Annotated in this window: 24 protein-coding genes; 13 read left to right on the plus strand and 11 right to left on the minus strand. The window is 67.3% G+C overall.

All coding sequences use genetic code 11. From position 1 onward, the window contains the following. Positions 1 to 104 precede the first annotated feature (104 nt). Positions 105 to 818: a DUF2459 domain-containing protein gene (locus J3R73_RS24120; RefSeq protein WP_307433223.1), complete on the minus strand. Its 714-nt coding sequence runs from the start codon at positions 816 to 818 to the stop codon at positions 105 to 107. Between the two features lie 159 nt (positions 819 to 977). Beyond that, complete coding sequence (locus J3R73_RS24125; RefSeq protein WP_307433225.1) at positions 978 to 1,346, minus strand: DsrE family protein; 369 nt, start codon at positions 1,344 to 1,346, stop codon at positions 978 to 980. A 247-nt stretch (positions 1,347 to 1,593) separates the two neighbouring features. On the opposite strand from J3R73_RS24125, the gene J3R73_RS24130 reads away from it, so the two are divergent. Then, a complete protein-coding gene (locus J3R73_RS24130; RefSeq protein WP_307433229.1) occupies positions 1,594 to 2,589 on the plus strand; it encodes an AraC family transcriptional regulator in 996 nt (331 codons plus the stop codon). 97 nt (positions 2,590 to 2,686) lie between these two features. On the opposite strand, the gene J3R73_RS24135 is transcribed toward J3R73_RS24130, so the two are convergent. After that, the gene (locus J3R73_RS24135; protein ID WP_307433232.1) at positions 2,687 to 4,219 is read right to left on the minus strand and encodes a UxaA family hydrolase; all 1,533 of its coding nucleotides are present in this window, start codon (positions 4,217 to 4,219) and stop codon (positions 2,687 to 2,689) included. A 61-nt stretch (positions 4,220 to 4,280) separates the two neighbouring features. Between J3R73_RS24135 and J3R73_RS24140 the strand changes: the two genes are divergently transcribed. From J3R73_RS24140 to J3R73_RS24175, 8 genes are all read left to right on the plus strand, one after another. Further along, the gene (locus tag J3R73_RS24140) at positions 4,281 to 5,000 is read left to right on the plus strand and encodes a GntR family transcriptional regulator (protein WP_307433236.1); all 720 of its coding nucleotides are present in this window, start codon (positions 4,281 to 4,283) and stop codon (positions 4,998 to 5,000) included. Between the two features lie 14 nt (positions 5,001 to 5,014). After that, the gene (locus J3R73_RS24145; RefSeq protein ID WP_307433239.1) at positions 5,015 to 6,070 is read left to right on the plus strand and encodes an aldo/keto reductase; all 1,056 of its coding nucleotides are present in this window, start codon (positions 5,015 to 5,017) and stop codon (positions 6,068 to 6,070) included. Between the two features lie 93 nt (positions 6,071 to 6,163). Continuing rightward, positions 6,164 to 6,925, plus strand: a complete 762-nt coding sequence (locus tag J3R73_RS24150; protein WP_307433243.1) for a GNAT family N-acetyltransferase — start codon at positions 6,164 to 6,166, stop codon at positions 6,923 to 6,925. Positions 6,926 to 7,101: 176 nt separating this feature from the next. Next, a complete protein-coding gene (locus tag J3R73_RS24155; protein WP_307433246.1) occupies positions 7,102 to 7,401 on the plus strand; it encodes a DUF2849 domain-containing protein in 300 nt (99 codons plus the stop codon). Beyond that, entirely contained in the window at positions 7,401 to 9,068 is a 1,668-nt protein-coding gene (locus tag J3R73_RS24160; RefSeq protein ID WP_307433250.1) for a nitrite/sulfite reductase, read from the plus strand. The genes J3R73_RS24155 and J3R73_RS24160 overlap by 1 nt, the downstream gene beginning before the upstream one ends. Next, positions 9,052 to 9,801 carry a phosphoadenylyl-sulfate reductase gene (locus J3R73_RS24165; protein WP_307433252.1) on the plus strand — a complete coding sequence of 250 codons (750 nt, stop codon included), beginning with the start codon at positions 9,052 to 9,054 and terminating at the stop codon, positions 9,799 to 9,801. The genes J3R73_RS24160 and J3R73_RS24165 overlap by 17 nt, the downstream gene beginning before the upstream one ends. Positions 9,802 to 9,875: 74 nt before the next feature. Beyond that, positions 9,876 to 10,376, plus strand: a complete 501-nt coding sequence (locus tag J3R73_RS24170) for a DUF934 domain-containing protein (protein ID WP_307433254.1) — start codon at positions 9,876 to 9,878, stop codon at positions 10,374 to 10,376. 185 nt (positions 10,377 to 10,561) lie between these two features. Continuing rightward, positions 10,562 to 10,933, plus strand: a complete 372-nt coding sequence (locus J3R73_RS24175) for a hypothetical protein (RefSeq protein WP_307433256.1) — start codon at positions 10,562 to 10,564, stop codon at positions 10,931 to 10,933. A gap of 22 nt (positions 10,934 to 10,955) precedes the next feature. Here the strand turns inward: J3R73_RS24175 and J3R73_RS24180 are convergent, their stop codons facing one another. Continuing rightward, positions 10,956 to 14,399: a YhdP family protein gene (locus J3R73_RS24180; RefSeq protein WP_307433259.1), complete on the minus strand. Its 3,444-nt coding sequence runs from the start codon at positions 14,397 to 14,399 to the stop codon at positions 10,956 to 10,958. Between the two features lie 325 nt (positions 14,400 to 14,724). Between J3R73_RS24180 and J3R73_RS24185 the strand changes: the two genes are divergently transcribed. The 4 genes from J3R73_RS24185 (at position 14,725) to J3R73_RS24200 (ending at position 19,856) form a co-directional block, all read left to right on the plus strand. After that, positions 14,725 to 15,192, plus strand: a complete 468-nt coding sequence (locus J3R73_RS24185) for a peroxiredoxin (protein ID WP_307433262.1) — start codon at positions 14,725 to 14,727, stop codon at positions 15,190 to 15,192. 169 nt (positions 15,193 to 15,361) lie between these two features. Further along, positions 15,362 to 17,467: a molybdopterin-containing oxidoreductase family protein gene (locus J3R73_RS24190; RefSeq protein WP_307433265.1), complete on the plus strand. Its 2,106-nt coding sequence runs from the start codon at positions 15,362 to 15,364 to the stop codon at positions 17,465 to 17,467. Positions 17,468 to 17,472: 5 nt separating this feature from the next. Beyond that, positions 17,473 to 18,072: a YdeI/OmpD-associated family protein gene (locus J3R73_RS24195; RefSeq protein WP_307433268.1), complete on the plus strand. Its 600-nt coding sequence runs from the start codon at positions 17,473 to 17,475 to the stop codon at positions 18,070 to 18,072. Positions 18,073 to 18,278: 206 nt separating this feature from the next. Beyond that, entirely contained in the window at positions 18,279 to 19,856 is a 1,578-nt protein-coding gene (locus tag J3R73_RS24200; protein ID WP_307433272.1) for an alkaline phosphatase D family protein, read from the plus strand. A gap of 84 nt (positions 19,857 to 19,940) precedes the next feature. Here the strand turns inward: J3R73_RS24200 and J3R73_RS24205 are convergent, their stop codons facing one another. The 7 genes from J3R73_RS24205 to J3R73_RS24235 form a co-directional block, all read right to left on the minus strand. Continuing rightward, a complete protein-coding gene (locus J3R73_RS24205) occupies positions 19,941 to 21,320 on the minus strand; it encodes a hypothetical protein (protein ID WP_307433275.1) in 1,380 nt (459 codons plus the stop codon). Between the two features lie 167 nt (positions 21,321 to 21,487). Continuing rightward, positions 21,488 to 22,960: a hypothetical protein gene (locus J3R73_RS24210; protein ID WP_307433278.1), complete on the minus strand. Its 1,473-nt coding sequence runs from the start codon at positions 22,958 to 22,960 to the stop codon at positions 21,488 to 21,490. Between the two features lie 115 nt (positions 22,961 to 23,075). Beyond that, positions 23,076 to 23,456, minus strand: coding sequence for a DUF3592 domain-containing protein (locus J3R73_RS24215; protein WP_442358287.1), 381 nt, complete (start codon positions 23,454 to 23,456; stop codon positions 23,076 to 23,078). Positions 23,457 to 23,592: 136 nt separating this feature from the next. Then, a complete protein-coding gene (gene purN / locus J3R73_RS24220; protein ID WP_307433287.1) occupies positions 23,593 to 24,228 on the minus strand; it encodes a phosphoribosylglycinamide formyltransferase in 636 nt (211 codons plus the stop codon). After that, complete coding sequence (gene purM / locus J3R73_RS24225) at positions 24,225 to 25,313, minus strand: phosphoribosylformylglycinamidine cyclo-ligase (protein WP_307433290.1); 1,089 nt, start codon at positions 25,311 to 25,313, stop codon at positions 24,225 to 24,227. The genes purN and purM overlap by 4 nt, the downstream gene beginning before the upstream one ends. Next, complete coding sequence (gene speB, locus J3R73_RS24230) at positions 25,310 to 26,293, minus strand: agmatinase (protein ID WP_307433293.1); 984 nt, start codon at positions 26,291 to 26,293, stop codon at positions 25,310 to 25,312. The genes purM and speB overlap by 4 nt, the downstream gene beginning before the upstream one ends. Before the next feature lie 309 nt (positions 26,294 to 26,602). Then, positions 26,603 to 26,986: a VOC family protein gene (locus tag J3R73_RS24235; protein ID WP_307433297.1), complete on the minus strand. Its 384-nt coding sequence runs from the start codon at positions 26,984 to 26,986 to the stop codon at positions 26,603 to 26,605. Positions 26,987 to 26,990 lie beyond the last annotated feature (4 nt).

The following is a 26,990-nucleotide window of genomic DNA, read 5'->3' on the forward strand; positions in this document are numbered from 1 at the left end:
CAAGCGGATCGTCGGGGAAAATACCCGGAACCAAGCGCGACAGGCGGCAGATAAGGGTGCGTTGCCCGACGGGCTCAGTGCCGGCGATATGGTTCGGCCGGCGATCATGACCCCTTACGGTCTGCCACCGCCATCCGCCCCAGCGGCCATGTCACGCCGAAGCTGAACGGGGCGAAGCGGGCATGCGGCAGCCCGGCGGCGGCGAGGACTTCGGCAATCCACTGGTTGCAGGTCCGCAGCGGTCCGTACCGGCCGGTGGCGAGGTAATAGGCCTCGAAGGCGCCGCCGCCGGCCTGCTGCAGCGGGCGACCGTCGGCGCCGATCCGCAGGCTCGCCTCGATGGAGGCGATCAGCGCCTGGCGGCCCGCGCGGTCGACGCCGACGCGCATGCAGCCGGGATTGTCCGCCGGCGGCTTCACCGCCACCACCCTGACGGCCGTGGCGTGGCGGCCGAGCAAGGCACCGAGGGCCGTCGCAAGGTTGATGTCGCTCCAGGCCGGCGTCTCGCGAAAGAAGCGCAGGTCGCCCCAGCCGAAGGCGAGGCCGGCCTCGGGCGGCAGATTGGGGCGCGCCACAGCGGGAAGCAGGGCGCTCCAGTCGATCAGCGGGTCGCGGCTCGGCAGGACGATATCGGCATGGGCGAGCGAGGCGCAGACATAGACGGGCGGCTCGCCGGCCGCCTGCTGCAGCCGGCCCCGCTCCGGCATCAGGGCAAAGGCCACCGCCACGAGGACGAAGCCGATGGGCACGGCCACCATGGCGAGAAGCAGGCCGGCGATAAGGCGCCCGGCGATCCGCAGGGAGAAGCGTGCAATCATACGGTATCGTGCGAAGCTCGGTGGCTGGCAGCTAAACAGCGATTCGCAGATTGTGACACACGGTCTTGGCGCCTTCATTGTTCGTATCTCGTCCTGCGCGATGGATCTGGTGATCGAGAGGGGCGAGCGAACAGAAGATCCAATGCTTCCGACCTGAGATCAGAACGAGAGCGTGGCTGCGCCGGCCTTGATCTCCCCGTGCATCAGGCTCGCGCCTGTAATCACCACGCCGTCGAGCAGGTCCTCCTGCTGATACCCGCGCGACGTGACGCAGGGCGTGCACGCCCAGACGGCGCCGCCCCGCTGCATGAAGTCCTCGATCAGCTTGGCGAGCGGATCGAGCGGTGCGACCTGCGTCATCGCCTGGCCGCGCTTGCGGACGAGGTCGATGCCGGTGCTGGTGAGAAAAATGCTGACTTGGAGACCTGCCGTGATCCCACCATTGGCGATGGTGAAGGCAACCGAAGACAGTTCGGATTCAATCCCCTTGGTGACGAGGACAACGAGCTTTTTGACAATTTCAGCCATGTAAGGAATCCTTCGAAAGTTGTTTCGAACTTTGTAAAGTGCAACCTCTTCAACGTCTTTGGCCGGAATGCCGTTTGAATTGATCGATCTTCCAGAATCCTGATGTGCCCGAGCGGCATTGAAAAAGATGGCCTAAGCCGTCTCGGCGCCCGGCCGTTCTCTGCGAAGCGCGGCGGGAGAAGCCGAGGTCGTCGGGGCTGCATGCCGTCGAGGTGATCAACAGGAGGCGGGTTTCCGCAGCAACCCTATGCTCGATACCCCGCCGCAAGCGTTGCCCGCTGGCAAGAGTGTCGCACAGGATGTGCTGACCTCGTTGCTGTCGACGATCCGGCTTTCGGCATCGGTCCAGTTTTCGATCATGGCAGGGGGCGAGTGGCAGGTGGACGCCGATCCTCTGACGCAAGGCCTTCTGCGGGAAGGCCGTGCGACCATGCCTTTTCATGTGATTGCGGAAGGAGAGTGCTGGCTCAAGATCGACGGCGAAAGCGTGGCGGTGGAGGCCGGCGACATCCTGGCCTTTCCGTGGGCCAGCCGCCACCAGCTGGGCCGCGGCACCTGTGGCGTGCCTATCCAGCCCGGCTTTGATCTGCCGGAAAGACCTTGGCGGGCGATCCCCGTGCTGCGCTATGCAGACGATCCCGACACGAGAATTCTTTGCGGCTTTCTGCAGTGCGATCTCCTGGAGTTTCAGCCGCTGAAGACGGCACTGCCGCAGCTCATCCATATCAGGACGAAGCCGACGGGCGCCGCCACCTGGCTCAGGGCGATGGTTCGGCAAATGGTCGAGGAGATCGACAATCCGGCCGGCGGAGGCGTCTCGATGCTGCCACGGCTCACAGAGCTGATGTTCATCGAGATCCTGCGCTCTCAGATCGTGTCGTCCGAACCACACACGGCGGGTTGGCTCGCCGCGCTTTCGGACGTCTCGATGTCCCGGTGTCTGTCATTCCTTCATTCGGAGCCACAAAGGCAATGGTCGCTGGCCAACCTGGCGCTGGCGGCAGGCATGTCGCGCACCGCTCTGGCGGGGCGGTTCCAGGCCCTGATCGGGACCTCGCCCATGAAGTATCTGCGCGACTGGCGCCTGCATCTTGCGGGCGTCGCGCTGACGACCACACAGGACCCGATCACGAAAATCGCCTACGAGTCGGGATACGGGACAGAGGCGGCTTTCACGAGGGCTTTCAGGCGTGCGTTCGGCCATCCGCCGGCGGCCTGGCGCAGGATGAAAACCGAGGGGTGACGGGATGAGACGTCTCGAGCATCTCATCCGATCCTGGCGTTGGGCCTCTGCCAATCCAGGGACGAACCAACCCGTGCACTATGATGCCGGGCGCCCCTCACATCGTCGCGCCGATCTGCCAGGGCACGAATTCGTTGGAGCCGTAGCCGAGCTCTTCCGATTTCGACTGCTGGCCCGAAGCGACGGCCAGGATCTTGTCGAAGATCTCCTTGCCCTTCTCTTCGATCGAGACGCCGTCGAGGATGTCGCCGCAATTGATGTCCATGTCGTCGGTCATGCGGCGATAGATGTCGGAATTGGTGGCGAGCTTGATCGAGGGCGTCGGCTTGCAGCCATAGGCCGAACCGCGCCCGGTGGTGAAGCACAGGATGTTGGCGCCGCCGGCGACCTGGCCCGTCGCCGAGACCGGATCATAGCCGGGGGTGTCCATGAAGACGAAGCCCTTCTCGCGCACCGGCTCGGCATATTCGTAGACGGCGGTGAGCGTGGTGGTGCCGCCCTTGGCCGCGGCGCCGAGCGATTTTTCGAGGATGGTGGTCAAGCCGCCGGCCTTGTTGCCGGGCGAGGGATTGTTGTCCATCGAGCCGTTGTTCTTGGCGGTGTAGTTCTCCCACCATTTGATGCGCTCGACCAGCTTCTCGCCGACCGCGCGGCTGGCGGCGCGGCGCGTCAGCAAATGCTCGGCGCCGTAGATCTCCGGGGTCTCGGACAGGATCGCCGTGCCGCCCTGATGCACGAGGATATCGGCGGCGGCGCCGAGCGCCGGGTTGGCGGTGATGCCCGAATAGCCGTCCGAGCCGCCGCATTGCAGCGCCAGCATCAGTTCGGAGGCCGGCACCGTCTCGCGCCGGGTCTGGTTGGCCAGCGGCAGCATCTCCTTGATGCGCGCCATGCCCTGCTCGATCGTCTTGCGGGTGCCACCGGTGTCCTGGATCGTCATCGTCTGGAAATGGTCGCCCTCGACGATGTTGTATTCCTTCTTCATGCGGCCGATCTGGAACACCTCGCAACCGAGACCGACCAGAAGAACCGCCGAGATGTTCGGGTTCGAGGCATAGCCCCATTGCGTGCGCTTCATGATCTCGAAGCCTTCGCCCTTGTCGGCGATGCCGCAGCCGGTGCCGTGCACGAAGGGCACGATGCCGTCGATGTTCGGATAATCCTTGAGGATGTCGGAGCGGCTCATGGCGTCCGCCATGAAGCGCGCCACCGAGGCCGAGCAGTTCACGCTGGTGAGGATCGCGACATAGTTGCGGGTGCCGACACTGCCGTTGGCGCGGCGATAGCCCTCGAAGGTCGCCTGCTCGGCGACGGGCAGGATGGCCTCCTCCTTCGCATCCTGGGCGAAGGCGTAGTCGCGCTCGAAAGCGTGGAAGACGCAATTGTGCGAATGGACATGGGCGCCCGGCAGGATCGGCTCGGAGGCGAAGCCGATGATCTGGCCGAACTTGACGATCGGCTCCTCCAGCGCGACCGGCGCCACCGCGATCTTGTGCCCCTTGGGCACGCGCTGCAGCGCCGTGGTGCCGTCGGCCAGCACCATGCCCGGCTCGATGACGTCGACCGCGACGAGGACATTGTCCTTGGCGTTGAGGCGGAGGGTGCGGGCGGTCTTGGCGACGATCTGCATGATGGTATCCGGCTGGGAAAAAGCGCTGGCATGGCGCGGCATCTGTTGCTAACATGTTAGCATGCCAGATGCCGGCGTCAAAGCCTCTTCCTATGCTTTTCTGGAACCGCTGGGGCAGTCCGGCCGCGGCGGGACGACCGACCGCATCCAGTCGCTGCTGCGCGAAGCCATCATCGGCTTCGATCTCGCCCCGGGCGAGGACATCGACAAGCTGGCGATCTGCGAGAGGCTCGGCGTCTCCCGCTTCCCGGTCTCCGAAGCGCTGGCCCGCCTGCAGGGCGAAGGCCTGGTCGAGATCCTGCCGCAGCGGGGCACCCGCGTCAGCCGCATCCGCCTCGCCGAGGTGCGCCAGAGCATGTTCATCCGCCGCGCGCTGGAGGCGCAGACCGTCCGCACCCTCGCCGAGAGCCATGACGGCGCGCTGCTGCCGGCGCTCGAACGCAGCCTGCGCTACCAGAAGGCGGCGGCCGCCGCGGCAGACCGCCACGGCTTCCATGCGCTCGACCTCGAATTCCACCAGATCCTGCTCGACGCCCTCGGCTTTGCCCGCGTCAAGACCGTGGTGGAGGCGGCCAGAGCCAATCTCGACCGCGTGCGCCGGTTGCTGTCCTCGCCGCGCCGCCATGCGTTGACGCTGGCCGAGCACGAGCAGATTGTCGCTTGCCTCCAGGCGGGCGATAGCGAAACTGCCCGCCTCGCGATGGAACGGCACCTCGATTCCGTGATCACCGAGCTGGTGAGCTTCGCGGCGGAAAACCCCACCCTGTTCGAAGACCTGTGACGAAAGAACCCCTGATGACCGCTCCCTCCACGCCCTCCCCGCGTTTCGGCACCCGTTCCCTGACCAGCCGTTCCGGCGCCGTGATCGATTTCACGGAACTCGGCTTCGGCAGCGCGCCGCTCGGCAATCTCTACCGGGCGCTGGACGAGGACATCGCGGCGCTCACCGTCAACGCCGCCTGGGATGTCGGCATCCGCTATTTCGACACCGCGCCGCTCTATGGCCTCGGCCTCGCCGAGACCCGGCTCAACCCGCTTCTGCGCCGCCGCAACCGCGACGACTACGTCATCTCCACCAAGATCGGCCGGCTGCTCAAGGTGGTGCCGGCGGACCAGCGCACCGGCATCGGCAAGTTCTTCAACACGCCCTCGCGCCAGGAGGTCTATGACTACTCCTATGATGGGGTGATGCGCTCGGTCGAATTCTCGCTGGAGCGTCTCGGCATCGACAGGATCGACGTCCTGTTCGCCCATGACGTCGACATCTTCACCCATGGCTCGAAGGAAGCCTCCGACCGGCGCATCAAGGAATTGATGGAGGGCGGCTACCACGCCATGGAGAAGCTGCGCAGCGAGGGCACCGTCAAGGCCATCGGCGCCGGCATCAACGAATGGCAGGTCGCCGAGACCCTGGCGCGCGCCGGGAATTTCGACGTCTTCCTGCTGGCCGGCCGCTACACGCTGCTCGAGCAGGAAGCGCTGCAGACCTTCCTGCCCTATTGCCAGGAGCACAACATCGGCATCGTGCTGGGCGGCCCCTACAATTCCGGCATCCTCGCCACCGGCCCGAAGCCCGGCGCCTTCTACAATTACGACCCGGCGCCGCCCGCCATCCTCGACCGCGTCGCCCGCATCGAACGCATCTGCGCCGAGCACGGCGTCAAGCTGGTCGAGGCGGCCCTGAAATTCCCGCTCGGCCATCCCTGCGTCGTCTCCGTCATCCCCGGCGGCCAGTCGCCGCAGGAAGTCACCCGCAACGCCGAGATCATGGGCGCCGCCATTCCCCCCGCCCTGTGGCAGGACCTGAAGGACGAGGGCCTCCTGCGCGGCGACGCCCCGGTGCCGAAATAGGATCGTAGGGAGTGCGGACATCCCTGTCCGCTCTTCCTACGGCCTTCATGCTTCAAGAGCGGACAGGATGCCCGCGCTCCGGAGACGTCTCCCATGCCCGCCCCGCTCCTCGCCCGGCGTGTCGAGGAAGCCTGCCTCGCCGGCTGGCCGGCCCTCACCGAAATCCTGTTCGACGGCTGGCTGCTGCGCTTCTCGCGCGGGCATACCCGCCGCGCCAATTCGATCAGCCTGCTGGCGCCGTCCACCGAGGACATCGCCGGCAAGGTCGGCCGGTGCGAGGCGCTCTATGCCCGCCAGGGCCTGCCCACCATCTTTCGCCTGTCCACCCTGGGCACCGATCCCGTCGACGCCGTCCTCGACGAACGCGGCTACGGCCCGCGCGAGGACGAAGCCGTCGTGCTCCATCGCGATCTCGCGCCGGCGATCGGAGGGTCTGACGCCGGCCGCGCGAGGATCGAAGAGGGCCCGAGCCGCGCCTGGCTCGATGCGCTCGCCCGCATCCAGGGGCTCGGCGACGATGCGAAGGCCGCCAACGACGCCATCTTCGCGGCGATCGCCGTTCCCGCCGGCTTCGCCGCGTCCCTGTCCGCCCATGGAGACATCGCCGCGGTCGCCTTCGGCGCGGTGCATCGCGGTATCGTCTGCATCAATGCGGTCGCCACCGATCCGGCCTTCCGGCGCCGCGGCCATGCCCGTGCGGCGGTGGTCGCCATCCTCGACTGGGCCCGGAGCACTGCCGGAGCAGGCGGCGCCTGCCTGCCGGTGATGGCCGGCAATGACGCCGCCAGGGGCCTCTATGAAGCGCTGGGCTTCCGGACGGAGGTGAGCCGCTACGCCTATCGGCGGCAGCGCTGAGGGAACCGCCCGCCGGATGCCGGCATTGACGAAGGCGCATGCCTCCTGCACGGGGCTGATAACAAAGGCATTTATCGTCACGGTCTAATTAACATTTATACTTTGTATTTAATTCTATTTGACAAAAGGAATATGAAAACCGATATCGTGGACCAATTCCAATCAAGGTTTTTCTCATGCCCCACGCTGTCACTGCCAATCGCCTCCGAGATGGGCGCGTGGTGTTCCGCACCGCGAGCGGCGGGTGGTCGCTCGACGTGGCCGACAGCGGCATCGAGCCGAACGAAGCCGCCGCCAATGCCGTGCTGGCGGATGTCGTCGCCCATGCCAATGCGCAGGATGTCGTCGAGCCCTATGTGATCGAGATCAACACGGCCGGCAAGGCGCCGCGTCCCGCCAAATTGCGCGAAGCCATCCGCGCACTGGGCCCGACCATCGCCTATGCCCCGAAGGACGCCCTGGAGGCGGCTGAATAATGGGCGCGCTTTACCGCTACGACGAGTTCGACCGGGCCTTCGTCAATGCCCGCGTCGAGGAGTTCCGCGACCAGGTCAACCGCCGGCTCAGCGGCGACATCACCGAGGAGGAATTCAAGTCCCTCCGCCTGATGAACGGCGTCTACCTGCAGTTGCACGCCTATATGCTGCGCATCGCCGTGCCCTACGGCACGCTGTCGTCGAAGCAGCTGCGCCAGCTCGCCATGATCGGCCGCCGCTGGGACCGCAATTACGGCCATTTCACCACGCGCCAGAACCTCCAGTTCAACTGGATCGCCCTGCGCGACGTGCCCGACGTGCTGCAGGCGCTCGCCGACGTCGAGATGCACGCGATCCAGACCTCCGGCAACTGCATGCGCAACGTCACGGCGGACCACTTCGCCGGCGCCGCTGCCGACGAGATCGCCGATCCGCGCGTCTATGCCGAGATCATGCGGCAATGGTCGACCGCCCACCCCGAGCTGTCCTATCTGCCGCGCAAGTTCAAGGTCGCCATCACCGGCGCCGAGGAGGACCGCGCGGCCGTCAAGGTGCACGATATCGGCTACCAGATCGTGCGCAACGAAGCGGGCGAGACCGGCTTCCGCGTCTTCCTCGGCGGCGGCCAGGGCCGCACGCCGATGGTCGGCAAGGCCGTGCGCGACTTCCTGCCCGAGGCGGATCTCCTCACCTATACCGAGGCGATCATGCGCGTGTATAATCTGGAGGGCCGGCGCGACAACAAATACAAGGCCCGCATCAAGATCCTGGTGCACGAGAAGGGCCTCGACGCCATCCGCGAGGAAGTCGAGGCCGAGTATGACCGGATCCGCGACGGCGCCCTGAAGCTGACGCCGGAATCGGTGGCGGCCATGCAGCGCTATTTCGTCGCCGGGCCGTTCGATACCGTCACCCAGACGCCCGTCTTCGACAAGGCCAGGGAAAGCGACGCCGCCTTCGCGCATTGGGTCTCGGTGAACGTCCACGCCCACAAGGTGACGGGCTACGGCATCGCCACCATCTCGCTGAAGCCGATCGGCGGCATTCCGGGCGATGCCTCGTCCGACCAGATGGATCTCGTCGCCGATCTCGCCGACCGCTATTCCCTCGGCGAGATCCGCATCAGCCATTTGCAGAACCTCGTCCTGCCGCATGTCCGGCTCGACGATCTGCCGGCGCTGTTCGCCAGGCTGCAGGGCGCCAGCCTCGACACCGCCAATGAGGGGTTGATCACCGACATCATCGCCTGCCCTGGCCTCGATTATTGCTCGCTGGCCAATGCACGCGCCATCCCGATCGCGCAGGGGCTATCCGAGCGTTTCGGGTCGCGCGAGCGCCAGGCCGAGATCGGTCACCTGCCGATCAAGATCTCCGGCTGCATCAACGCCTGCGGCCATCACCATGTCGCGGCCATCGGCATCCTCGGCGTCGACCGCAAGGGCGTCGAGAACTACCAGATCACGCTCGGCGGCTCGGCCCGCGAGGACTGCTCGATCGGCGAGCTCGTCGGCCCCGGCTTCGGCGCGAACGACATCGTCAATGCCGTCGAGAAGGTCGTCGACACCTATATCGGCCTGCGGCTGTCGCCGCAGGAAACCTTCCTCGAGGCGGTGCGCCGCGTCGGCCTGCCGCCCTTCAAGGAGGCGCTCTATGGACAGCGTGCTTGACCGTCCCGAACCGTTGAGCGCCGTGGATCCGGAAGCGCGGGCCATCGCGCTCGCCGCGCAATATCACGATGCGGATGCGCAGACCCTGCTCCGCGTCGCGCTCTCGCAATTCAAGGGCGGCATCGCGCTCGTCTCGAGCTTCGGGGCGGAATCCGCCGTGCTGCTCCACATGGTGGCGGAGATCGATGCCGCCACGCCGGTGATCTTCCTCGATACCGGCCGCCTTTTCGCCCAGACGCTGCTCTACCGCAACGAGCTGGCGCGGCGCCTCGGCCTGACGGACCTGCGCACCGCCCATCCCCGTGCCGCCCTGGTCGCCCAGGAGGATCCCGATCGCCTGCTCGCCTATCGCGATCCGGACATGTGCTGCTGGATCCGCAAGGTCGACCCGCTCGACACCGCGCTCGAACCGTTCGCGGCCTGGATCACCGGGCGCAAGCGCCATCAGGCGGCGACGCGGTCCTCGCTCCTGCCCTTCGAGGCGGAGGCCGGCAAGATCAAGGTCAATCCGCTCGCCGATTGGAGCGCGGCGGATGTCGCGAACTATCTCACCCGGCACGACCTGCCGCCGCATCCCCTGGTCGCCGACGGCTACCCGTCGATCGGCTGCGCCCCCTGCACCAGCCGGGTGGCGAGCGGGGAGGATGCCCGGGCCGGGCGCTGGCGCGGCAAGAGCAAGGTGGAATGCGGCATTCACGTCCAATCGCCGGAGAAGTCCGGAAGCGGAATCTGAGCTTTTCCGAGCAACGATCTGTAAAGACCGACTGATCCGCCCTTGAGCGATCGCTCGGCAAGAAGGAGGCTCTCGTGGCCCTTTGGAAGAATGGCCGGTTTGAGGCCGACAATTACGTGCAGGTCGGCGACGGCGAGAGCCTGCCGGACGGCGCCGTGATCGTCACGCTCGAGCGCTTTCTCGCCGAGCGCACGGCGCTCACCGCCCGCAACACGCCGCTCGGCGTGCTGCTGCAGCCGTCCGACGACATCACCCTGCTGGCCGACGACCTGCCGAGCCTGCCGCTCCTCGCCCTCGCCTTCCCGAAATTCGGCGACGGCCGCGCCTTCTCCCTCGCCCGCATCGCCCGCGAGCGCTACGGCTTCAAGGGAGAGCTCCGCGCCGTCGGCGACATCCTGTTCGACCGCGTCGCCTATATGGTGCGCTGCGGCTTCGATGCGCTCGACATCACCAACGCGCCGACCGTGGCGGCCCTGCAGGCCGGCCGGCTTCCGCTCTCGCACGAACATTACCAGCCCACCGGCACCGACCGGGCGCCGGCGGACGCGCTCAAGCCGTGGCGTCGCTGGGCCTGAAGCCTCCGCCGGGCAGGATCGCCTTCCGGCAGGGGCGCCGCCACGCCGGGCCATGACGGCGTCGGACGATCGATCCTGATGCGCGGCGCCGTGCAAGGGGCCGTTCGGCGCAGGGGCGCCATGCAGGACGCGCCCTTGCGGCGGCGCCCATAAAGGCCCAGACTCCCGTTCCAATTGGAGTCATCATGCTGTCATTTTCGACACTGTTCCTGCGCGCTGCCAATTCCACCCTCGAAGCCGGCCATGCCAGCGCGGTCACCATCGGCTACCGCCTGCCGATGCTCGCCGCCCTTTCCCTCTGGCCCCAGCCCGAAACGCTCGGCGAGGCGCAGCTGATGGTGACGGAGAAATTCGCCGCGGCCGCCGAAGGCGCCGTCGCCGCCACCGGCCAGGCCGCGGCGCTGTCCATGCTCATGATGTTCGGCAGGACGGATGCGGAGGACTTCGCGTCGGCGATGATGTCGATCGCTGTCGCGGCATCCGAGCCGGCACACGGATATGCCCGCGCCAACGCCGAGCGATTGTCGAAGAGCGGCACGGCGACCCCGGCGGAATGATCCGCCCGCAGAGCGGTGCTGCCTATTCCTTTTCCTTCTGGAATTCGAATATCTTGCGCAGGAAACCGGGTGCGATGGCCGAAAGCGGGTTCACCGTGAGCACCGGGGCGGCGATACGGCCCGCGACCTTGAAGTTGATGGCGAACAGGCCGCCATATTGTCCGCCGCCGAGGATCTCCCCGAGCACCGGGATCTGGCTGAAGATGTTGTTCAGGGCGTAGGCCGGCACGAACGTCCCCGTCAGGTTGACGCGGTCGGCGCCGTAGTCGATGTCGCCCGAGAGGCTCACGCCGACATCCGGCCCCCACACCACCGAATCCAGGATCCCGATCCGCGTCGCCGTCTTGGTGAAGAGAAGGTGCAGCTTGGTGAACTTCGCGGAATCGCCTTCCTCGACCTGCGGCGTGTCGCCGGAGGCCTTGCCCGAGTTCTTCAGCGTCGTGCGGTACTGGCCGAGGGCCGGCTCGTTCTCGACCGCGAAACTACGCAGGGCCAGTTCGCCGCGCATGTTGTCGATGGTGGGCGTCACCGTCGCATTCAGCGTCCCGCCGCGCAGATGGGTATAGTAATCCAGGAAGCGCATGAACGCGCCGGCATCGGTCGACTCGGCGACGATATGCCCGCCGGCCCCGCCCGGAACGAGGCTCGCGGTGAGTTCGCCGTTGCCCGACGTTCCCCTGAGATCGAGCTTGCGGATCGTCGAGCCCTTCGTCTCCAGAGTCAGGTCGAAATTGTCGAGCGCCTCGTCGTTGAAGCCGAGCACCCGGCTGACCTCGATGTCGGCGGCGAGACTCGTCGGCGGCCCCGAAGCCTTGCTGCGCTTCTGCATCAGCGCCAGCAGGGGCCGGGCGTCGAACTGCTGGCCGCGCAGGCTGGCCTTCCAGCCATTCGCCATCGGTTCGAACACGCCCTGGACATCGTCGCCCGGCGAGAGCCGGATGCTGCTCATCGAGGCCTTGCGCAGCTTGTTGTCCGCACTCAGCGCGACGTCGCCGCGCAGCGAAACGAAGCCGCTGTCGAGCGTGAGATTCTCGACGGCGGCGCCGTTGGCCGAGGGATACCAAGTGAAGCTCGCCTTGGCCGGCTTGCCCGCCGGCTTCTGCCAGCCCGGCAGGAGCTCCTTGATGCGGGCAGCCGTCAGGTCGAGATCGACGTCATACGAGGTGTTCTTGCCCTTCATCGTGGGCCGGATGTCGGCCGAGACCGGGCCCGTCAGCATGTCGCCGAATTCGAGCCCCTTCTTCTTGCGCAAGGCATCGTCGAGGGTCACGCCGAGGACGAGCTGCAGATCCTGATCGGCGGCCTTGCGCAGGTCGATATTGGCGGGCAATCCGTTGAACACGCCCTTGCCGGTCAGCAGCAGCAGTCCCGGCTCGATCACCAGCTTCATCGCGCCGCTTTCGACCCGGCCGCCGGAGATGTTGTCGATCGCCGTCTGGCTGACGCCGCCGGTGATCGAATAATGGACGTCGGCATCCTTGGGATGGTCGACCAGCGGCAGGTCGAGCTTCACCTTGAGGTCGGCGCTGCCGCTGACGCCGTCGGGATTGATGTCGAGGCCCTTGATCGCTTTCGACAGCGGCGGATGCGTCATCAGTTCGGCGACGGTGCGCAAGGGCCCCCTGACCGTGAACTGCACATATTGCTGGGGCGGAGGAGGTACGAAATTGGGGACGGAATAGGTGCCGTCGGCAATGGCCAGAGTGCCGTCGTTATCCGTCCGCACCTTGGCGCCGGCCAGGGCGATGTCGAGATGCCGGCCGCCGAAAGTCGCCGTGGCCTTGGCCTGGCTGAGGGGCGGCAGCGTGTCCACCACCTGTATCGTCGCGTCGGAAAAAGCCATTTCCCCATGCACGCTGTCGTCGGGCAAAGGCGGCGTCTTGCCGTTGACGGCGACCAGGGCGTCGCGCGGAATGTCGAGCGAAAGCCTGCCGCCGTCGACATTGCCGCCCTTGATGTGCTCCTCGACCCAGGCCTTCGCCTTCGGCAGGCAGAAGACGGGCCAGATCCGCGCCAGCGCCACCGCCGACATGCCCTTGGTCGAGACCTCCATCCCGATGGCCGGCGTCCGGCCGCCGAACGTCATGATGCCCGTGAAATCGAGGGATGCGGTGGTGCCGCGTATCTCGCCCCGGTCCAGATCGAGCTTGTTCGTCACCGGATCGTAATTGCCCTGCAGGGCGATGGTGTCGAGCTTCAGCGGCGGCAAATCCACCTGGCGTGCCGAGAAAAGCACGTCCGGCGCGGCGAAATCGAAGGTCCACCGCCCCTGCGAGGCCGCGGAGGGCGGCACCACGGTGCCGGAGAAATCGGCCCGGCCTTCGCCGGCCGTCAGCACGGCGCGATCGAGCTTGATCGTGCCGGTGGTCCGGTCCCAATGCAGGCTGATGCGCCCCTTGTCGAAGGTGAAGGGCTTGACCTCCGGATCGACGTCCCAGCTGCCGCCATTGCTGGTCACATCCGCTTCGGCGAGGGCAAGGCTCCCATCCGGCTCGATGCGGGCGCGGGCGAGGACGTCGAACGAGGCGTCCAGGGTCGGCTGTTCGGCTCCCGGCGCAAATGTCGTCGCCAGTTCGCGCAGCGCGATGTTGCTGGCATGGATGTCGATCATGCGCGGCTCGTCGCCGCTGCCGGCCACGGTGGCGTTGACGGTGCCGCCCATCGCCGCGAGAGAGACGGAAACGCCGCCGGCGGCGGTGCGGTGGACGGTGAGGTCGATATCGCGATGGGTGACCTCGTGCCCCAGCGCCAAATCGTGGACCGCCAGGGTGGCGTCGCGCAGTTCCACCTTGTCGATGGTGCCGGCTGAGGCGAGCAGGGCGTCGAGGGCGTTCAGGGCGGACAAGGGCGAGAGGGCCGCATCACCCGGCGCGGCAACCGGCCGGATGCCCGGATTGAGGCTCAGCCTGCCGTCCGGGCTCACATTCACGGTGGCGGCGGCTCCCTCCACCACGATCGAGCGCGCGGAGACGGAACCGAAGAGGAGCGAGGAACTGTCGAGGCCGACGACCACCCGCGGCGCCCAGGCCACCGTTCCCTCGGCATTGCTGACGGTCAGGTCGGTCAGGGAGGCGGTGAGGAGGCCGTTCTCCCGCCCGAGGGAGACCTCGTCGAGGCGCAGGCTGTAGCCCGGCGGCAGCTTGGCGATGATCGCGTTCCTCACCATCTGCGTGAGGAACGGCACCGTCACCGGACCGCGCGACAGGCGCCAGTACAGTCCCCCCGCGACCGTGAGGAGCACGAGCAGCAGCATCAGCGAGCAGGAGGCGAGCCGCCGTCTCGTACCCGGCCGATAGCCCGATCGCGACAGGGCGCTCAGCCGCTGCCGGCGCGCCTTGCGCTCCACCTGCGGGTCCTGTCCGGGGACCGGTCCGACGCCCGGCTTCTCCGGCGCGGGCGACTCGCCGGCGAGGACGGAAGGCGCCTGCTTCGGCGCCGGCGCGGCGGCCTCACCGGGAGCCGCCACAGGCGCTCGGACTGCGTTTCGTGCCTTTCCTGCCATCAGCGATTCGCCGGCCTCCGTACCGTTTGCCTCCGAGCCCGCATGCGCATGCGGCCTGCCGGGACGCCTGAAGCAGCCAGACGCAGTTCACGAACCGCGACAGGGCTGCAGCCCAACCGATTGGATAAGCGAGCATTTTCCACTACTCGCCATTTGGGGAACGACATTCTCCGGGCAGGCCCGCAGCGATTCGTGCAACCATCATGAAACTGCACTCGGGCGTGACAATGGCCGGCCCGAGCAATACACGATTGTTGTCTGATCTGCCATTTCGCCAAAAGGAGGGCATATGGGCACTCTTGTCGCCGGATCTCCCGCTCCCGATTTCAGCCTGCCGCTGGCGGGCGGCGGAACGGCGTCGCTGGCGTCCTATCGGGGACGCAAGCTCGTGATTTTCTTCTATCCCAAGGCGGACACCCCCGGCTGCACGCGGGAAGCCATCGAATTCTCGGCGGCGAAGGCGGACTTCTCGGCCGCCGGGACCGACCTGCTCGGCGTGTCGCACGACCCGGTGAAGAAGCAGGAGAAATTCGTGGCCAAGCACGAGCTGACGGCGCCGATCGCCTCCGACGAGACGCTGGACATGCTGCAGGCCTATGGCGTGTGGGGCGGCAAGAGCCTCTATGGACGCTTCTTCATGGGCATCGAGCGCACGACGGTGCTGATCGACAAGGACGGCATCGTCTCCCGCGTCTGGTCCAAGGTCCGCGTTCCCGGCCATGTCGCGGAGGTGCTCGCGGCGGCAAAGGCCTCCTAGATCAACCTTTCCGGAAAATGCTCAGAACGCATCAATGTCGGCGGCGCCATTGACGGAACGGCATTCGATCCGTGAATGGCGTCATGAAACTTTGCGATAAGCGGTGCGTGGCACTGGCAGAGCGGGCGTTTGCGCCGTAGCATCGGCCTGCAACACAGCCAGGACGACGATGAACAAGCCTCTCGGCCCGCTCCGCCGGGCATCCGCCTGCCCGCATGATTGTCCTTCGACCTGTGCCCTCGAGGTCGAGGTGCTCGATCGCAACACGATCGGGCGCGTCTATGGCGCGGCGGACAACAGCTACACCAAGGGCGTGATCTGCGCCAAGGTCGCCCGCTATGCCGAGCGTGTGCATCATCGCGACCGGCTGCTGCACCCCCTGCTGCGCACCGGACCGAAGGGGTCCGGGCAGTTCCGCCGCATCGGATGGGACGAAGCGCTCGACCGCACCGCGGACGCCATGCTCGCAGCCGAGCGCGACCACGGCGCCGAGAGCGTATGGCCCTATTATTATGCGGGGACGATGGGCCTCGTCATGCGCGACGGCATCAACCGCCTGCGCAACGTCAAGGGCTATTCCGGCCAGTATTCGACCATCTGCACGTCGCTGTCCTGGGCCGGCTACCTCGCCGGCCATGGCCGCATGACCGGCGTCGACCCGCGCGAAATGATCAAGTCCGACTGCATCGTGCTGTGGGGCACCAATGCGGTGGTGACGCAGGTCAACGTCATGACCCACGCGGCCCGCGCCCGCAAGGAGCGCGGCACGAAGATCGTGGCGGTCGATGTCTACGACAACGCCACCATGCAGCAGGCCGACATCAAGGTCATCCTGCGCCCTGGCACGGACGGCGCCCTCGCCTGCGCCCTGATGCACATCCTGTTCCGCGACGGCCATGCCGACCGCGCCTATCTCGACAAGTTCGCCGATCATCCCCAGGCCTTCGAGGCCCACCTCGCCACGCGCACGCCCGAATGGGCCTCCGCCATCTGCGGCGTCCCGGCCTCGGAGATCGAGGCCCTCGCCCGGGTGCTGGGCGAGCGGCCGAGGACCTTCTTCCGCCTCGGCTACGGCTTTGCGCGCTCGCGCAACGGCGCCGCCTCCATGCATGCCGTCACCGCCATCCCGGTGGTGATGGGCGCCTGGCAGCATGAGGGCGGCGGCGCGCTGCATTCGAATTCCGGCATGTTCAACTGGCGCAAGACCCTGATCGAGGGGCTGGATGCGCGCGACCCCAAGGTGCGCCAGCTCGACCAGTCCCGCATCGGCCCCATCCTCACCGGCGACAGCGAGGCGCTGTGGCACGGCCCGCCGGTGAAGGCGATGCTGATCCAGAACACCAACCCGCTGTCGGTGGCGCCCGACCAGACGCTGGTCAAGCGCGGCTTCGCGAGAGAGGACCTCTTCACCGTCGTGCATGAGCAGGTGATGACCGACACTGCGCGGATGGCCGACATCATCCTGCCCGCCACCATGTTCGTCGAGCATGACGACGTCTACCAGGCCGGCGGCCAGCAGCACATCCTGCTCGGGCCGAAGCTGATCGAGCCGCCGGGCGAATGCCGCAACAATCATGAGGTCGTCGCCGCGGTGGCGGCTCGGGTCGGCGCCGAGCATCCGGCCTTCGCCCTGGAGCCGCGCGAGATCATCGACCGCACGCTGCAGGCCTCGAACCGCGGCACGCTGGCGCAGCTGGAGGAGCAGCGCTGGCTCGACGTGCAGCAGCCCTTCGCCAAGGCGCATTTCCTCGACGGTTTCGGCTGGCCCGACGGCAAGTTCCGCCTGAAGGCGAACTGGCCCAAGAACCCCTATCCTTCGCCGGCGAAATTCGGGCCGGTGCACGACATGCCGGAATTTCCGGATCACTGGGCCGCGGCGATCGAGAACGCCGACGACGCCTTTCCCTTCCGCCTGACCACCAGCCCGGCCCGCAACTTCCTCAATTCGAGCTTCACGGAAACGCCGACCTCGCTTGCCAAGGAGGATCGCCCCACGGTGCTGATCCATCCGGCCGATGCGACCGCGCATGGCATCGCCGAGGGCGACAAGGTGGAACTCGCCAGCCCGCGCGGCGAAGTGCGTCTTCACGCCCGCCTCTTCGCCGGCCTGCGGCCCGGCGTGCTGGTCGCCGAATCGATCTGGCCGAATTCCTTCTACGAGGACGGCAGGGGCATCAACACGCTGACGGGGGCCGACGCCCCCGCGCCGGCGGGCGGCGGGGCGTTCCACGACAACAAGGTGGCCATCCGCCGGGTCGCCGAAACGGCGGCGTGAACGGCGTGGCCGCGACGAAAGCCGGCGTGCCCGTCGCCGCCTTCGCAAGCGGGGCGGAATGGGAGGCCTGGCTCGCCCCCCAGCCCGCCACCTCGCCGGGTGTCTGGATCAAATTCGCCAGGAAGGGCTCCGGCATCGCCTGCGTGACCAGGCAGGAGGCCATCGACGCCGCCCTCTGCCATGGCTGGATAGACGGGCAGCTCGGCAGGTTCGACGAGAGCCACTTCCTCATCCGCTTCACGCCCCGGCGGCCGCGCAGCATCTGGTCGGCGATCAATCGCACGCGGGCGCTCGCCCTGATCGAGGAAGGCCGCATGCAGCCTCACGGCCTTGCGGAGATCGAGGGGGCCAGGGCGGACGGGCGCTGGGAGGCGGCCTATGCCTCGCAGAGCAAGGCCGGCATCCCCGACGACCTGCAGGCGGCGCTCGATGCCGACGAGGCAGCCACGCGCTTCTTCGCCACGCTCGACGCCGCCAACCGCTACGCCATCCTCCACCGGCTGCACCAGGCGAAGAAGCCCGAGACCCGCGCCCGCAAGCTGCACGATTTCATCGCCATGCTGGGCCGCGGCGAGATGATTCATCCTGCGAAGAAAAGACTATAACACCCCGTATAAACAAAGAAATTCGCATGGATCGTGTCTTCCCGGGTGCGCGGACGTCCCGTCCGCATCCTGGAAACGCCAAGTGTGACGAAGGAGGCGGACGTTCCGCCCCCCGCTCCCGGGAGCCTATAGCGATTCCAAGGTGACACGCCCCTGTCATCGAACGGTTCGATCCTGCACCAAGGATTCCCTTCAGGAGATTTCAGATGCGCATCGCCGACAGGCCCCTGTCCCGCCGCCGCTTCCTGACCTCGAGCGCCACCGGCCTGCTCGGCGTCGCCGGCTCCCTCGGCATGCCCGGCCTTTCGCGTGCGGCGGACCGGCCGTCCGCCAGCGCCGGCCTCCAGTCCGGCGACGTGCAGCATGGCCGCGCCGTCTTCTGGTCGCGCACCGACCGGCCGGCCAATGCGATCTTCGAATGGTCGACCACCGAGAGCTTCAAGACGGCGAACCGGCTGCCGGCCGTCGCCGCCCTGCCGGAGACCGACTACACCGCGAAGATCCTGGCCCACGGCCTGCCGGCCGACCAGGAGATCTTCTACCGCGTCCGCTTCCAGGATCTCGGCGACATCCATGTCGAGAGCGAGCCCGTGGTCGGCCATCTGCGCTCGGCCCCCGCCGGGCTGCGCAACGTCTCCTTCGTGTGGTCGGGCGACACGGTTGGCCAGGGCTGGGGCATCGATCTCGATCGCGGCGGCATGAGGATCTATTCGGCGATGCTCAAGCACGACCCGGACTTCTTCATCCACTCCGGCGACAACATCTATGCCGACGGCGTGCTCAAGGCCGAAAGCAAGCTCCCCGACGGCTCGACCTGGAAGAACATCGTCACGCCTGAAAAGTCCAAGGTGGCGGAGACGCTCGACGAGTTCCGCGGCCAGTACAAATACAATCTGCTCGATGCGAATTTCCAGGCGCTGTACCGGCAGGTGCCGGTCTTCACCCAATGGGACGACCATGAGGTGATGAACAACTGGTCGTCGTCCAAGGACCTCCGCCACGACGACCGCTACAAGGAAAAGTCGATCGAGCTGCTGGCCGCCCGCGCCGCCCAGGCCTTCCACGAATATATGCCGATCGCCACCACCCTCGCCGAGCCCGCCCGCGTCTACCGCAAGATCGCCTATGGGCCGCTGCTCGACGTCTTCATGCTCGACATGCGCACCTATCGCGGCCCGAACGGCGACAATCTGCAGGCGGTGGAAGGCGGCGAGGCGGCCTTTCTCGGCGCCGAGCAGCTCGCCTGGCTGAAACGCGAGCTCTCGACCTCGCGGGCGACCTGGAAGGTCATCGCCGCCGACATGCCTTTGTCGCTGGTGGTGTGGGACGACGCCGACCGCAAGAAGGGCTTCGAGGCGGTCTCCAACAACGACAACGGCAAGCCCCTCGGCCGCGAGCTCGAATTCGCCGATCTCCTGCGCTTCATCAAGGCGGCGGGCGTGAAGAACACGGTCTGGCTGACGGCGGACGTCCACTACACCGCCGCCCATTATTACAATCCCGACAAGGCTGCCTTCCAGGATTTCGAGCCGTTCTGGGAGTTCGTTTCCGGCCCGCTCAATGCCGGCACCTTCGGCCCCAACGATCTCGACAGGACCTTCGGCCCGGAGCTGCGCTACATCAAGGCGCCGGATGCCGGCCAGGCCAATCTGTCGCCCGCCGCCGGCCTGCAGTTTTTCGGCCACGTCGCCATCGCCGCCGACACGCGGGTGATGACGGTGACGCTGCGCGACGCGGCCGACCATGCGCTGTGGTCGACCGACATCGAGCCGAAGCTGGGGTAGTCGCCGGGCGAAGTGCCAAAGGTCACCGTCTGCCTTCTCCCGAACGGGGAGAGGGCCGCGTCGCCTCGCCGCGAGGCGAGGAGCTTACCGGCCGGACAGATCGAGGGACTGTCCGTTGACCGAAAGCCGGCTGGCGGGAAGATCGAGGCTGATATCCCAGCTCAGCCGGCCGTCCGGCGTCGGCTTCGCCATGCCCTTCATCATGGCCAGAACCAGCGCGATTTTGGGAGGCACCTTGGCCGTATTCAGCGCCCGGAGCGCCGCATCGAACCCGCCCGCCGAGAGGGTCGCGCTTGCCCGCATCGCGGTGTCCAGGCGGGCGGAGCCGCTCCCCTGAACATCGTACAGGGGTGCCCTGATGGAGAGGTTCGAGGCGAGGCTGCCGGACCCGTTCAGAAGGAAGGCCAAGCCGGACGTGTCGAGCCACATCGCCGCCTCCTCCTCGGTTTCCTGTTGAAGAAACGTGCCCACCCAACCGGCAAGATCGACATTGGCCATCGACAGCTTCACGTCGGCATCGGAGGGAAAAAGCGCTATCGGCCGATCGGACTGGCCGTTCGGGAAAAGGCTGGCGCCCGCCATGACGAGAGTCGCCTCGCCACCCGAGCGCGGAGCGACACCAGACAGGGTCTGCGTGAAGGCGTAGCTCGGCACCTTCGCCGTCAGATCTGAGAGCGACAAACGGCTGTCCTGCACCGTCGATTCGAACTTGAATGCCGACCACAAGGGGAGAGCATCGCTGATTTTCTTCTTCAGGACATCGAAAGTGGGGTGCGGAGCGCCCATGGTCGTGACGTGAACGGTCTTGTAGAGCTCGGCAATCTGCCCGGCCTTCGCCTGAAACAGGCTCATTTTGTAATGCGCTTCCCCGGTCTGCAATCGCGCCGATATGCTGGGAACAGGGCCGCTCTCGTCGATGAAGTCCTCCACCAGGCTCGAATCCTTGAGCTCGAACACGATGTCGGCGGTGTCGTCGGCGGCCGCCTTCCCCTGCCAGGTCAAGGAACCGCCACGGATATCGTAGTGCTTGGGATCGAGTGCGTCGTTTGTCAGCGCAACCCTCGCGCATGTCAGCTCCAAGGTCGACAGAAAAAGGCGCGTCGGATTGAAGACGCCCCGCGCCCCGCAATTCTCCAGCCGTTCGATCGCAGGCGCCGCGCTCTCGCTTTTTGCCGCCGTGTAGGACAGCGTATCGGAGGTAAAGCGATAGGTGCCGTCGTCCGCCGGGGACAGATGAAGCGTCATCTTCGGGAAGGGGCGGCCTCTTTCTCCCGGCAGCACCGCCGTATCGACGATGAAGTCGTAGTGGTCCCCGATCGGCACGATGCGAAACAGACCACGCGTGAAAAGGCGCGGATCCGAACGGCTTTCGATCGAATGCCGAAGCTTGTCGGCGCCCTCCTGCGTCGCGGGCCCGGCCGCGGCCGAACCAGCGACGCACGACGCCAGACAGGCCGCACTCAACGAAAAGCTCCGTCCCGATCGACGGACGAGCCGCGGCGCCCATCCCCAAAAGCCCCCTGCAGACATCAGTTCCCCCTTTGTTCCCAGGAGCAACTGAATACCACAGGCCCGGGCGTTTGCAATCCAGGGCAAACGCCGGCTGCAAAAAAACCGATCGGGCGAGCGCCCTATTTCTTCGGCAGGTTGAAGACCTGGCCGTTCACGCTCACCTTCTTGGCGGGCACGTCGACGGCGAGGTCCCAGGTCAGGCGTCCGTCGGGGCCGGCTTTCGCCAGCCCCTTCATCAGCGCGAAGCCGAGCAGCATCGAGCGGGTGTCCTTGGTGGCGAACTTGTTGGCCGCCGACATGATCGCATCGAAGCCGGTGGCCGAGACCATCGCCGTCCCCTGCATCTTCGGGTCGATCGGCGCCTCGCCATGGCCCTCGACATCATAGGACGGCGCGGTGACGCTGGCATTGCCGGCGACGCTCGCCTTGCCGTTCAGCAGGAGGGCGGGAAGGGTGTCCTTGAGCTTGGACGGGCCGTCGTCCGGGGCCTCCAGCACGGCATCCGCCATCGCCGCGAGGTCGACATCGGCGACCTTCAGGCCGATGGCGGCCTTCGAGGGCAGGATCCCCCTGAACCAGTCCGGCGTTTCCCCGCCCGAGAATTCGACGCCCGACACGTCGAAGTCCAGGCCGTAATGGGCATCCTTGACCACGCCCGACAGCGTGTGCTTCTCGCCGTAATGGCCGATCTTCACCGCCATGCCCGGGATTTCCACGCCGATATCCTCGATGCCCATCTCGGTGTGCAGCGTGTCCCACAGCGGCAGGGCGGCCCTGACTTTCGCGCGCACATCGCTCGTCGGGGGCTCCTTGTCGCCCTTGTCGCCGGCGGCGATCCACAGGCTGACGAGATCGCCGATTTCCCGGGCCCGGACATGGTCCAGGCTCACCGCGTAATGGATGCTGCCGATGCTGAAGCGATTGCCGGCGTCCGGCCCGGCGCTGCCCTTGTCGGCGAAGGTGCCCGCTATGTCCGGCAGTTCGAGCGACATGGTGATATCGGCCGTGCCGTCGTCGGCGGGCTTGCCGGTCCATTGCAGCGAGGCCTTGCCGATGTCGAGATCCATGGGATCGCCCGGCGAGCGGTCCTTCACGGCGATCCCGTCGCAGCGGGCCGTCAGCGTCGACAGATACAGCGCATCGGGATTGAAGCGGCCCTCGGCGGTGCAATTGTCGACGCGCCCCGAGGAGGAGGATTGGCCGGCATCGCTCCCCGCCGGCGCGGCGCTGTCGAAGGAGACGGGGTCGGAGGTGAAGGCATAGCTGCCGTCGTCGGCGGGCGTCACATGCAGCGTCACCGCAGGCAGGGCCGGCTGCGGCTCGTCCGGCTTGCGGGGCGCCTTGTCCGGGTCGAGGATGAAATCATAGCTGTCCCCGCTCGGGACGATGGTCAGAACGCCCTTGTCGAAGATCTCGCTGCCGAGATGCTTCTGCAGGGTCGCCTGGAGATCACGCGCGCCCTCCTCGGTCGCCGGCGCGGCCCGTGCCGGCACGGCCAGCCCCAGCCCCAGGACCGTCGTGGCGAGCAGGCTCAGCCGGCGCGGCTCCATGCCGGCACGGCCGGCCCGATGAACGAGATGCAGGATGGACATAGGCGCTCCAGTTTCAGCCGTGACGATGGGTACCCGAGCTAGATCCGTTGTCTTGGCGTATTTTTTGGGTCGAAAAGCCGGCTTTTCTGGAAAATGCTTCAGGGGATGGCCGGCCTCACCGGCGCTTCGGCGCCGCCTCCTGCGCTGCGGGAGCCGAGCGTCCCGTCACGGCGAACAGGAGGCCCAGCAGGAGGAAGAGCCCGCCCAGCGTCCCCTCCAGGGTGGCGATGAACCAGCGTCCGGCGAAGCCGCCGATCGCCGCGTCCTGCGGGTCGGCGGGATCGTAGAGGACGGTCACGGCATCGCCGGCATGCCAGGGCGAGGCCTGCGTGAAATTGGTGAAGCGGACGATATTGCCGTCCCTGGTCGCGAACTGGACGACCGGATAGTGATTGACGTCGACGATGCTGCCGGTCGCCTCCGCCGTGCGCGGGCTGCTCGTTTCCGCATGGATCGACAGGCCGCAGGCGACCACACCGCCAAGGCCGATCGCCATGCAGACGATGCCAATGAACCGCAGGGCGGCGGGGCCGCGCAGGCGCCGCGCGTCGGGTCGGGCCTGTTCCGGCCGCCGCCTCAACAAGCCTGCTCCCGAAGGCGGCCTGCCGGGCCGGATCGCGAGGGCGCCGCCGTCAGTCGCAATAGACCAGATCCTCCCGGCCGATCTCGACGCGGCCGCTCACGATCGGCGCCTCGCCGCGCACGACGCGCGCCAGTGCCGCCGGATAGAGCCTGTGCTCGGCCCGCAGCACGCGGGCGCCGAGGTCGGCGGCGCTGTCGCCCGCCAGCACCGGCACCACGGCCTGCGCGATGATCGGGCCCTCGTCCATGCCGGGCGTGACATAATGCACCGTGCAGCCATGCACGCGCACGCCGGCCTCCAGCGCCCGCTCATGCGTCGCCAGGCCGGGAAAGGACGGCAGCAGCGCCGGATGGATGTTGATCATGCGGCCGGCCCAGCGGTCGACGAAGGCCGCCGTCATCAGCCGCATGAAGCCGGCGAGCGCCACGACGTCGACGACGTGCTCCTCCAGCCGCGCCTCGAGCGCCGCCTCGAAATCCGAGCGGCTGGCGAAGGCCTTGTGGTCGATCGCCTCGGCGGCGATGCCGGCCTCCCGGGCGCGCAACAGGCCGGGCGCGCCGGGACGATTGGAGAGAACGACAGCGATCTCCGCGGGATAGGCGGGTTTCCTCGCGGACTCGATGAGCGCCGTCATGTTGGAGCCGCGCCCGGAAATCAGGATGGCGACGCGCTTGCGCCCCCTCATAGCGCGAGGGAGCCGCGATAGGTGACGCGCTCGGCGCCCTGCTGCGGCACGATCGTGCCGAGCCGGATGGCGGGCAGGCCCGTCTCGGCCAGGGCGGCCTCGACCAGCGAGGCCTCGTCGGGCCCGACCACCACGATCATGCCGATGCCGCAATTGAAGGTGCGCAGCATCTCGTTGGCCTCGACGCCGCCGGTGCGCGCCAGCCAGCCGAACACCGGCGGCGGCGATACCGCGTCGAGATCGATGGCGGCGCCCGTCCCCTCCGGCAGCACGCGCGGAATATTGTCGGGAAAGCCGCCGCCGGTGATATGGGCGAGCGCCTTGATGGCGGTGCCGGTGGCCTTGAGGGCGGCGAGCAGCGGCTTCACATAGATCTTCGTCGGCGTCAGCAGCGCCTCGCCGAGGCTGCGTCCGGACGCGAACGGGGCCGGCGCATCCCAGGCGAGGCCGGAGAGGCCGACGATACGGCGCACCAGCGAATAGCCGTTGGAATGCACGCCCGAGGAGGCGAGGCCGAGGATGACGTCGCCGGCCGCAACGGTGCGCCGCGGCAGGATGGCGTCGCGCTCCACCGCGCCGACCGCAAAGCCCGCGAGGTCGTAGTCGCCATCGGCATACATGCCGGGCATCTCGGCCGTCTCGCCGCCGATCAGGGCGCAGCCCGCATCCCTGCAGCCCTCGGCGATGCCCTTGACGATGGCGACGCCCTGCCCCGGCGCGAGCTTGCCGGTGGCGAAATAATCGAGGAAGAACAGCGGCTCGGCGCCCTGCACCACGAGGTCGTTCACCGACATCGCCACGAGGTCGATGCCGACGGTGTCGTGGATGCCGGTCTCGATGGCGACCTTGAGCTTGGTGCCGACGCCGTCATTGGCGGCGACCAGCACCGGATCCCTGAAGCCGCAGGCCTTGAGGTCGAACAGCCCGCCGAAGCCGCCGATCTCGGCATCGGCGCCGACGCGGCGGGTGGCCCGCACCAGCGGCTTGATCGCCTCCACCATGGCGTTGCCCGCGTCGATGTCGACGCCGGCATCGGCATAGGTGAGGGCATTCTTCGGCGGGGCGATGTTCGATGGCGTGTTCATGCCCCGGATTTGCCCTGCTTCCGCTCCGCGATCAAGCCCAGATAGTGCTGAACCACAGTCGCGCCCGCGATCGAGGTGATGTCGGCATGGTCATAGGCCGGCGCGACCTCGACGAGATCGCAGCCGGCGATGTCGAGGAAGCCGAGGCGGCGCAGGATCATCAGCGCCTGGCGCGAGGACGGCCCGCCGGCGACCGGGGTGCCGGTGCCGGGTGCGAAGGCCGGGTCGAGGCAGTCGATGTCGAAGGTGATATAGGCCTTGGCATCGCCGACGCGGGCGCGGATCCGCTCCACCACCTCGGCCACCGACAGGGTTTCGAGGTCCTCGCCATAGAGGATCTCGATGCCGCAATCCTCCGGCGCATGGGTGCGGATGCCGATCTGGATCGAGCGCTCGGGCCGGATGATGCCCTCGCGCACGGCGCGCGCCACGAAGGAGCCGTGGTCGATGCGCCCCTCGTCGTCATGCCAGGTGTCCTGATGGGCGTCGAAATGCACCAGCGCCATCGGGCCGTGAAGGGCCGCATGCGCCCGCAGCAGCGGCCAGGTGACGTAATGGTCGCCGCCGATCGAGCACAGCAGCGGCCCGGCCTCCAGGATGTCGCGCGCCTGCGCCTCGATCGCCGCGGGTATCTCGTCATGGCGGGCATAGTCGAAGGAGCAGTCGCCATAGTCGACCACGGCGAGGTGCTCGAACGGATCGGCCTGGAACGGATATTGCGGATCGCCGTCGAAGATCGCCGAGGCCCGGCGCACGCCCTGCGGCCCGAAGCGGGCGCCCGGGCGGTTGGAGACGGCGGCGTCGAAGGGAATGCCCCACACCACCACGTCGATGCCGTCGAGGTCGCGCGAGAAGCGGCGGCGCATGAAGGACAGCACGCCGCCATAGGTCGGCTCGGTCGCGCCGCCCAGGATCTCCTTGCCGAAGACGGCATTGTCGGTCGGGCGCGGGCGCAGTCTGTCTGTGGTCGGGCCGGCCATGGATCTCTCCCAGCGTGTTGCTCGATCAACCCTTTACGGCGAACGGATGACGAAGGAAATGCGCAGGCGGCGAAGTTCTTGCTGGGATAGTCTTGCCGGCTCCGCGAAGCAGCCCCCCACCTTTATCCTCTCCCCGCAAGCGGGGAGAGGGGACATCGGCGTCGCGGCTGGCTATCGGCGGCGCCATCTCGCCCGGGCCTTTCGAAACTCAACACCGGCCGCCCCTTCTCCCCGTTCTCACGGGGACTCCGCATTTCCTGCGGAAATGCTCGGGGTAAGGATGAGGGGCTGCACCAGGAACAAGCCTGCTCATTCCTCCCGATACCGGCTCACTTCCACCAGATTGCCGTCGGGGTCGCGGAAATAAACCGAGATCATCGCGCCCCGCGCGCCCTCGCGCGTCACCGGGCCAAGCTCGATCGCCACGCCGCAGGCCTGCAGATGCGCCTCGACCTCGGCGATCGGCCGGCCGGTGACGAGGCAGAAATCCCCTGCCCCCGGCGTCGGCGCCGCCGCCTTCGGCTCGAAGCTGTGGCCGGCCTCGTGCAGGTTGATCTTCTGGCTGCCGAAGGCGAGCGCCGTCGGGCGGCCGGGCGCCACGATGCGCCGGAAGCCGAGCACGCGCTCGTAGAAGGCGCAGCTCACCTCCAGCGAGCGCACCGTCAGCACGAAATGGTCGATGCCCTCGATCATCGGC

The sequence above is a fragment of the Labrys monachus genome (assembly GCF_030814655.1).
GTDB lineage: Bacteria > Pseudomonadota > Alphaproteobacteria > Rhizobiales > Labraceae > Labrys > Labrys monacha.

Bases quoted from the DNA above. Each gene is read 5' to 3' on its own strand.
- speB (WP_307433293.1), bottom strand. From the start codon at position 26,293: ATGGCCGGCCCGACCACAGACAGACTGCGCCCGCGCCCGACCGACAAT.
- J3R73_RS24135 (WP_307433232.1), bottom strand. From the start codon at position 4,219: ATGCAGATCGTCGCCAAGACCGCCCGCACCCTCCGCCTCAACGCCAAG.
- purN (WP_307433287.1), bottom strand. From the start codon at position 24,228: ATGAGGGGGCGCAAGCGCGTCGCCATCCTGATTTCCGGGCGCGGCTCC.
- J3R73_RS24185 (WP_307433262.1), top strand. From the start codon at position 14,725: ATGGGCACTCTTGTCGCCGGATCTCCCGCTCCCGATTTCAGCCTGCCG.
- J3R73_RS24140 (WP_307433236.1), top strand. From the start codon at position 4,281: ATGCCAGATGCCGGCGTCAAAGCCTCTTCCTATGCTTTTCTGGAACCG.
- J3R73_RS24175 (WP_307433256.1), top strand. From the start codon at position 10,562: ATGCTGTCATTTTCGACACTGTTCCTGCGCGCTGCCAATTCCACCCTC.
- J3R73_RS24235 (WP_307433297.1), bottom strand. From the start codon at position 26,986: ATGATCGAGGGCATCGACCATTTCGTGCTGACGGTGCGCTCGCTGGAG.
- J3R73_RS24150 (WP_307433243.1), top strand. From the start codon at position 6,164: ATGCCCGCCCCGCTCCTCGCCCGGCGTGTCGAGGAAGCCTGCCTCGCC.
- J3R73_RS24120 (WP_307433223.1), bottom strand. From the start codon at position 818: ATGATTGCACGCTTCTCCCTGCGGATCGCCGGGCGCCTTATCGCCGGC.
- J3R73_RS24130 (WP_307433229.1), top strand. From the start codon at position 1,594: ATGCTCGATACCCCGCCGCAAGCGTTGCCCGCTGGCAAGAGTGTCGCA.
- J3R73_RS24155 (WP_307433246.1), top strand. From the start codon at position 7,102: ATGCCCCACGCTGTCACTGCCAATCGCCTCCGAGATGGGCGCGTGGTG.
- J3R73_RS24125 (WP_307433225.1), bottom strand. From the start codon at position 1,346: ATGGCTGAAATTGTCAAAAAGCTCGTTGTCCTCGTCACCAAGGGGATT.
- J3R73_RS24190 (WP_307433265.1), top strand. From the start codon at position 15,362: ATGAACAAGCCTCTCGGCCCGCTCCGCCGGGCATCCGCCTGCCCGCAT.
- J3R73_RS24165 (WP_307433252.1), top strand. From the start codon at position 9,052: ATGGACAGCGTGCTTGACCGTCCCGAACCGTTGAGCGCCGTGGATCCG.
- J3R73_RS24210 (WP_307433278.1), bottom strand. From the start codon at position 22,960: ATGTCCATCCTGCATCTCGTTCATCGGGCCGGCCGTGCCGGCATGGAG.
- J3R73_RS24215 (WP_442358287.1), bottom strand. From the start codon at position 23,456: ATGGCGATCGGCCTTGGCGGTGTGGTCGCCTGCGGCCTGTCGATCCAT.
- J3R73_RS24145 (WP_307433239.1), top strand. From the start codon at position 5,015: ATGACCGCTCCCTCCACGCCCTCCCCGCGTTTCGGCACCCGTTCCCTG.
- purM (WP_307433290.1), bottom strand. From the start codon at position 25,313: ATGAACACGCCATCGAACATCGCCCCGCCGAAGAATGCCCTCACCTAT.
- J3R73_RS24200 (WP_307433272.1), top strand. From the start codon at position 18,279: ATGCGCATCGCCGACAGGCCCCTGTCCCGCCGCCGCTTCCTGACCTCG.
- J3R73_RS24160 (WP_307433250.1), top strand. From the start codon at position 7,401: ATGGGCGCGCTTTACCGCTACGACGAGTTCGACCGGGCCTTCGTCAAT.